A 5,835-nucleotide genomic window follows, 5' to 3' on the forward strand; every position below is an offset into this window, starting at 1 on the left:
GGGGGGGGGGGGGCCGGGTCCTCGTCAGGATTGCAGGCGATTGGCGGCGCTGAGGACCGCAAGGATCGACGCCGTCACGATGTTGACGTGGCGCGCTGCGCCGAAGCGCGTGCCGGCCACGCCCGGCGACGCAGCCTCGACGATGGCCCATGCCTGGGCCTGGGCGCCGCTGCCGATGCTGCGCTCTTCATAGCTGTCGATGCGCAAGCCTTCCAGTCCCGTCAGCCGGCTGCGCAAGGCGTCCACCGTGGCGGCGATGAGGCCGTTGCCGTTGCCGTTCAACCGGATCGCGACACCGCTGACAGTCAGTTCAAGCGCGATATCCTGGGCCGCGCCCGGATTGCTCAGTTGATGACTGAGGTAGCGCACGCGGCCGTCTTGCCGGGGCGAGGCGAGATAGGTCCGCTCGAACAGTTCCCACAAGGCGGCGCTGCTGATTTCGGTTTCGCTGGCGTCGGCGTGCTTTTGCACGATGGCGCTGAACTCCACCTGCATGCGGCGCGGCATGACGATGCCGTGATCGCGTTCAAGCAGGAAGGCGATGCCGCCTTTGCCCGACTGGCTGTTGACGCGCACGATGCTGTCGTAGGTGCGGCCGATGTCCTGCGGGTCGATCGGCAGGTAAGGCACGCGCCACAAACCGTCCGGTTTCTGCGCCGCGAAGCCTTTCCTGATGGCGTCCTGGTGCGAGCCGGAGAACGCCGTGAACACCAGATCGCCGACGTAGGGATGGCGCGGGTGGATGGGCAGGGCGGTGCAGTTTTCAGCCACGCGCGCAACCGCGGCGATGTCGGAGAAATCGAGCTGCGGATCGATGCCGTTGGTGTACAGGTTCAACGCCAGCGTCACCACGTCGAGATTGCCGCTGCGCTCGCCGTTGCCGAACAGGCAGCCTTCGACGCGTTGCGCGCCGGCCAGCAGCGCCTGTTCCGCGCAAGCCACGCCGGTGCCGCGATCGTTGTGCGGATGCACCGACAACACGACATGCTCGCGGCGCGGCAAGCGGCGGTGCATCCACTCGATCTGGTCGGCGAAGACGTTGGGCGTGCTGACTTCCACCGTGGTCGGCAGGTTGATGATGATGGGCCGGTCCGGTCCGGCGTCCCAGGTGTCGATGGCGACGCGGCAGGCTTGCAGCGAGACCTCGAGCTCGGCCATGCAAAAAGTCTCGGGCGAGTATTGCAAGATCCATTCGGTTTCCGGATGTTGCGCGGTCAGGTCCTTGAGCAGGCGCACGTTGCGCTCGATCAGTTGCATCACCTGCGGCACGCTGAGGCCGAACACCACTTCACGCCACAGCGGCGCCACCGCGTTGTAGAAATGCACGATGGCGCGCGGCGCTCCGTGCGATTCGACGGTGCGCACGATCTGCTCTCCACGCAATTGCGTCATGACCATGGGCGTGACGTCGGCGGGAATATGTTTGTCGGTGATCAGCGTGCGCACGACGTCGAAATCGGTTTGCGAACCGGCGGGGAAGCCGACTTCGATTTCCTTGAAGCCGAGCCTGACGAGTTCATGGAACAAGGTCAGTTTGCGTTCGGCGTTCATCGGTTCGAACAAGGCCTGGTTGCCGTCGCGCAGATCGGTCGAAAGCCAGATCGGCGCTTTCCCGATGGTGCGTGACGGCCATTGGCGATCGGGCAGGTCGACGGTCGGAGGGTGAGGGTATTTGGTGCGGGAATGAGCAATCATGATGTCAGTCTGCGGAAATGAAGGTCGGAATGATGCGGGCTGAATCAGCGCTGAATCAGCGAAACCCCACGCGTGCGCCGAACAAGGGCCGTTGCACGATCTGCGTCAGCAGCACCCCGGCCAGGCTGACACCGCCGCCGATGAGGTGATAGGCATGCATGCTTTCATTGAGCCAGAGGATGGCGAACAGCGCCGTCAGCACCGGCAGCAGGTTGATGAAAATGCTGCAGCGATTCGGGCCGAGTTTCTTGACGCCTTCGATCCACAGGAAGGACAACAGGATCGACGAGCCGATACCGGAATAGGCGATCAGCGGCAGCGTACGTGCATCCAGCGCCGCCGTACCGGCCGGCAGCAGCAGGAACTGCGGCAACATCAGCACGAGCGCCGCGACGGCTTGCACGTACACTGCCTGCCAGACCGGTACATTCATTTTCCAGCGACGCAGCAGCACGCCGTACAACGCATAAGAGAACGCCGCCAGCAACATCAGCGCATCGCCCAGGTGCACACCTTCACGCATCGCCGCGCCAAGGTCGCCGTGTCCGACCAGATACAGCAAACCTGTGAACGACAGCAGGCCGCCCACGGCCATGCCGACCGTGATCGCTTCGCCCAGCACGATGACGCTCAGCAGCGCCGTCAGCAGCGGAATCAGTGCAGTGACGATGGCCATGTTGGTGGCGGTGGTGCTCTCGGCTGCGCGGTAGGACAGGCTCTGAAACAGCGCCATCGCCAGCAGCCCGGACAATCCCAGTTGCCACCAGTGGCGCCGGATCTGGGCGCGATTGCGCCACAGCGGACGCAGCATGAACGGACTCATGAGCAGCAGCACCAGGATCAGGCGATAGAAGGTGATGGCGGTCGGCGAGATGGCCGAGGCCGCCATTTTCGAAACGATGACGTTGCCGGCCCACAGCACGATGGCGAGGAACGGATAAAGGTAAGAGCGCAATGGCATGGCAGTTTGGGTCGTGTGGATGAGGAATTGCCCCCCATCTTGCTGCGGATCGCCAAGTCCGTCGCGTGCTAACATGCCCGGAGTTGTCGCAAAAGTGACAATTCAGGAGCAGATTGCATGGACACCTCCAATTACCACCACATGATCAACGCCAACGCCCCCGCTGCGGCGCTGGCGATCGACTACCCGCACGGTCACGTGATCGAGCTGCACCGGCACGCCTATGCGCAACTGCTGTACGCCATCGAGGGCGTACTGGTGGTGGAAACCGCCGAAGGCCGCTGGGTGGTGCCGCCCACGCGCGGCGTCTGGCTGCAGCCTGAAGTCGACCATCAGGTGCGCATGCGCGGCGACGTCAAGATGCGTACCGTGTTCGTCAACATGCAGGAGTTGCCGAACATGCCGCAGGAGAATTGCGTGCTGGACATCCCGCCCTTGCTGCGTGAGCTGATCGTCGCTGCTGTCGGTATCGGGCCGGCGCTGGTTGCCGATGGCCGCGACTGGCACTTGTTGCGCCTGCTGGTGCATGAGCTGCGCTCGGTGCCGGTGCTGCCGCTGTACCTGCCGCTGCCAGCGGATCGCGGTTTGCGCGTGATCTGCGAGGCGCTGATGGCGCAGCCCGATGACGACGCCACGGTGGACATGCATGCGCAGCAGCTGGGCATCGCCACGCGCACCTTCCATCGTTTGTTCCTGCGCGAAACCGGCATGCGTTTCAGTCACTGGCGGCAGCAGGCGCGGCTGTTGCTGGCGTTGGAAAACCTGGCGCGCGGCGACAAGATCATCGACGTCGCGCTTGATCATGGTTACACCAGCCAGAGTGCATTCGCAGCGATGTTCAAGAAACATTTCGGGATAGCGCCGAGTCGGTTTTTCCGCTGATTCTTGTTGGCGCATGCGTGCCGGCGAACTGCTTATTTCCGCGCTGCAACGCACAACCCGCAAGTGGTGTAAACTTGCCGCACCTTAGAAGGCTGTCAGAAGCACGCATCCGGCTACAACGCCCGCCGAAACAGCCCGAACACTTTCCTGTCGTACCGCATCATCGTGTCCCCCTCGCTTATCGTTCCGCTCATCGTCGGCTGTGCGCTGTTCATGGAAAACATGGACGTCACCGTCATCGCCACTTCCTTGCCTGCGCTCGCGCGCGATCTCGGCCAGGATCCGATCACCCTGAAACTGGCGCTGACCTCCTACGTGGTCAGCCTCGGCGTGTTCATCCCGATTTCCGGCTGGATCGCGGACAAGGTCGGCGCGCGCACGATTTTCCGTTCCGCGATGATCACCTTCATGACCGGCTCGATCCTGTGCGCCCTGTCGGATTCGCTGCTGACCTTCGTCGCGGCGCGCTTCCTGCAAGGCATCGGCGGCGCCATGATGGTGCCGGTGGGACGCATCATCATCGTGCGTTCGGTGTCCAAGGCCGAGCTCGTCAAGGCCATCAGCTACCTGACCCTGCCGTCACTGATGGGACCGGTAATCGGACCGCCGCTGGGCGGCTTCATCACGACGTATTTCCATTGGCGCTGGATTTTCCTGATCAACATCCCGATCTGCATCCTCGGCTTGTATCTGGCCGGGCGTTATATCCAGAACTTCCGTGAAGAAGATCCGGCGCCGCTGGACGTGAAGGGCTTTTTGCTGACAGCCTGCGGCGGCGGCGTGGCGATGCTGGGCTTTTCGCTGATCGGCAATCATCTGGTGCCGCAGGCGTGGCCGATCGTCATGTGCGTGGCCGGCTCGGTGGCCTTGTTCTTCTATTTCCGCCACGCCATGCGCAGCGAGTATCCCTTGCTCGATCTGCGTCTGTTGAAGATCCCGACCTTGCGCGCCAGCGTGCTCGGCGGTTCGCTGTTTCGCGTCGGTCTCGGCGCGGTGCCGTTCCTGCTGCCGCTGGCCTTGCAGGAAGGCCTCGGACTCAATCCGTTCGAGGCCGGTACGATCACCTGCGCCTCGGCTTTCGGCGCGATGTTCATGAAGGCGCTGGCGGCGATGGTGTTGCGCCGTTACGGCTTCCGCACGGTGTTGATGGTCAACGCGGTGTTCGCCGGCATGGCGATCGCGTCGTACGGCATCTTCTCGTCGCACACGCCTTACTACGTAATGCTGCTGGTGGTGTTGATGGGCGGCTTCTTTCCGTCGCTGCAATTCACCTGCCTCAACTCGATCGCCTACGCCGACATCAGCAATCGCGACGCCGGCCGCGCCACCAGCCTGGCCAGCGTGGTGCAACAACTGTCGCTGGGCATGGGCGTGACCATCGCCGGCCTGGTGCTGCAAATCTCGAATTATCTGCAAGGCCACGCGACCATCGTCGAAGCCGATTTCTGGCCGGCATTCCTGGTGGTGGGCCTGTTCTCGGTGGCGTCGGTGCCGGTGACGGCGCGCTTGCCGAAGAACGCCGGCATGGAACTTACCCGCAGCCACAGCAGCGGCAAGTGAGATAAAACCGACGGGCTTCGCTAGGCAGGCCGCAAGGCGCGTATTATGATGGCGCGTCTTCTTCCTCCGGAGTCCCCATGCTGCCCCTCAAGAAATTCAAACACGCTCCCATCGCTGCAGCCCTGGTGCTGACCAGCACGCTGGCGTTTGCGTTGTCGCTGTCCGATCTCAGCAACCAGGACGCCACCAGCGGCCTGAAGGCGGCGCTGGAGAAGGGCGCCAATGTCGCCGTGTCCAAGCTCGGCGTGGAGAACGGTTTCCTCAACAACGACAAGGTCAAGATCCAGTTGCCGGGCCCGTTGCAGCAAGCCATGCCGCTGCTGAAGATGACCGGCCAGGGCCAGAAGCTGGATGACCTGGTGGTGTCGATGAATCGCGCCGCCGAATCGGCCGTGCCGCTGGCCAAGCCGCTGCTGATCAATGCGGTCAAGTCGATGTCGGTCAGCGACGCCAAGAACATCTTGTCCGGCGGCGAGACTTCGGTGACCGATTTCTTCCGCCAGAAGACCGCCACGCCGCTCGGTGAAAAATTCCTCCCCATCGTCAAGAAGATCACCGATAAAAACGGTCTTTCCGCCAAGTACAACGGCACCATGGGCCAGGTTGCCAAAACCGGGCTGGTATCGGGCGACCAGGCCACGGTTGAAGGCTATGTCACGCAGCGTTCGCTGGACGGTTTGTTCTACATGATCGGCGAAGAAGAGAAGGCGATCCGCGCCGATCCGATCGGCGGGCCG

At 63.0% G+C, this 5,835-nt stretch carries 5 protein-coding genes; 3 read left to right on the forward strand and 2 right to left on the reverse strand.

Annotation, left to right across the window (positions count from 1 at the left end):
* Positions 1-24: 24 nt before the first annotated feature.
* Both HLUSI_RS0101480 and HLUSI_RS0101485 read right to left on the reverse strand, forming a co-directional pair.
* Entirely contained in the window at positions 25-1,695 is a 1,671-nt protein-coding gene (locus tag HLUSI_RS0101480; RefSeq protein WP_016832272.1) for a 2-isopropylmalate synthase, read from the reverse strand.
* 55 nt (positions 1,696-1,750) lie between these two features.
* Positions 1,751-2,656 (reverse strand): DMT family transporter, encoded by a 906-nt coding sequence (locus tag HLUSI_RS0101485; RefSeq protein WP_016832273.1) that lies wholly within the window; start codon positions 2,654-2,656, stop codon positions 1,751-1,753.
* Between the two features lie 117 nt (positions 2,657-2,773).
* Here HLUSI_RS0101485 and HLUSI_RS0101490 point away from each other — a divergent pair, with 117 nt between their 5' ends.
* The 3 genes from HLUSI_RS0101490 to HLUSI_RS26465 form a co-directional block, all read left to right on the forward strand.
* The gene (locus tag HLUSI_RS0101490; RefSeq protein WP_016832274.1) at positions 2,774-3,538 is read left to right on the forward strand and encodes an AraC family transcriptional regulator; all 765 of its coding nucleotides are present in this window, start codon (positions 2,774-2,776) and stop codon (positions 3,536-3,538) included.
* 222 nt (positions 3,539-3,760) lie between these two features.
* Positions 3,761-5,098, forward strand: coding sequence for an MFS transporter (locus HLUSI_RS0101500; protein WP_016832276.1), 1,338 nt, complete (start codon positions 3,761-3,763; stop codon positions 5,096-5,098).
* Positions 5,099-5,175: 77 nt separating this feature from the next.
* Positions 5,176-5,835, forward strand: a 660-nt coding sequence (locus HLUSI_RS26465) for a DUF4197 domain-containing protein (protein ID WP_016832277.1), incomplete at its 3' end; no start/stop codon positions are given.

Source organism: Herbaspirillum lusitanum P6-12 (assembly GCF_000256565.1).
GTDB lineage: Bacteria > Pseudomonadota > Gammaproteobacteria > Burkholderiales > Burkholderiaceae_D > Herbaspirillum > Herbaspirillum lusitanum.

What these genes read in the sequence shown, in the direction of transcription:
- HLUSI_RS0101480 (WP_016832272.1), bottom strand. Translation starts at nt 1,695, where the DNA reads ATGATTGCTCATTCCCGCACCAAATACCCTCACCCTCCGACCGTCGAC.
- HLUSI_RS0101485 (WP_016832273.1), bottom strand. Translation starts at nt 2,656, where the DNA reads ATGCCATTGCGCTCTTACCTTTATCCGTTCCTCGCCATCGTGCTGTGG.
- HLUSI_RS0101490 (WP_016832274.1), top strand. Translation starts at nt 2,774, where the DNA reads ATGGACACCTCCAATTACCACCACATGATCAACGCCAACGCCCCCGCT.
- HLUSI_RS0101500 (WP_016832276.1), top strand. Translation starts at nt 3,761, where the DNA reads ATGGACGTCACCGTCATCGCCACTTCCTTGCCTGCGCTCGCGCGCGAT.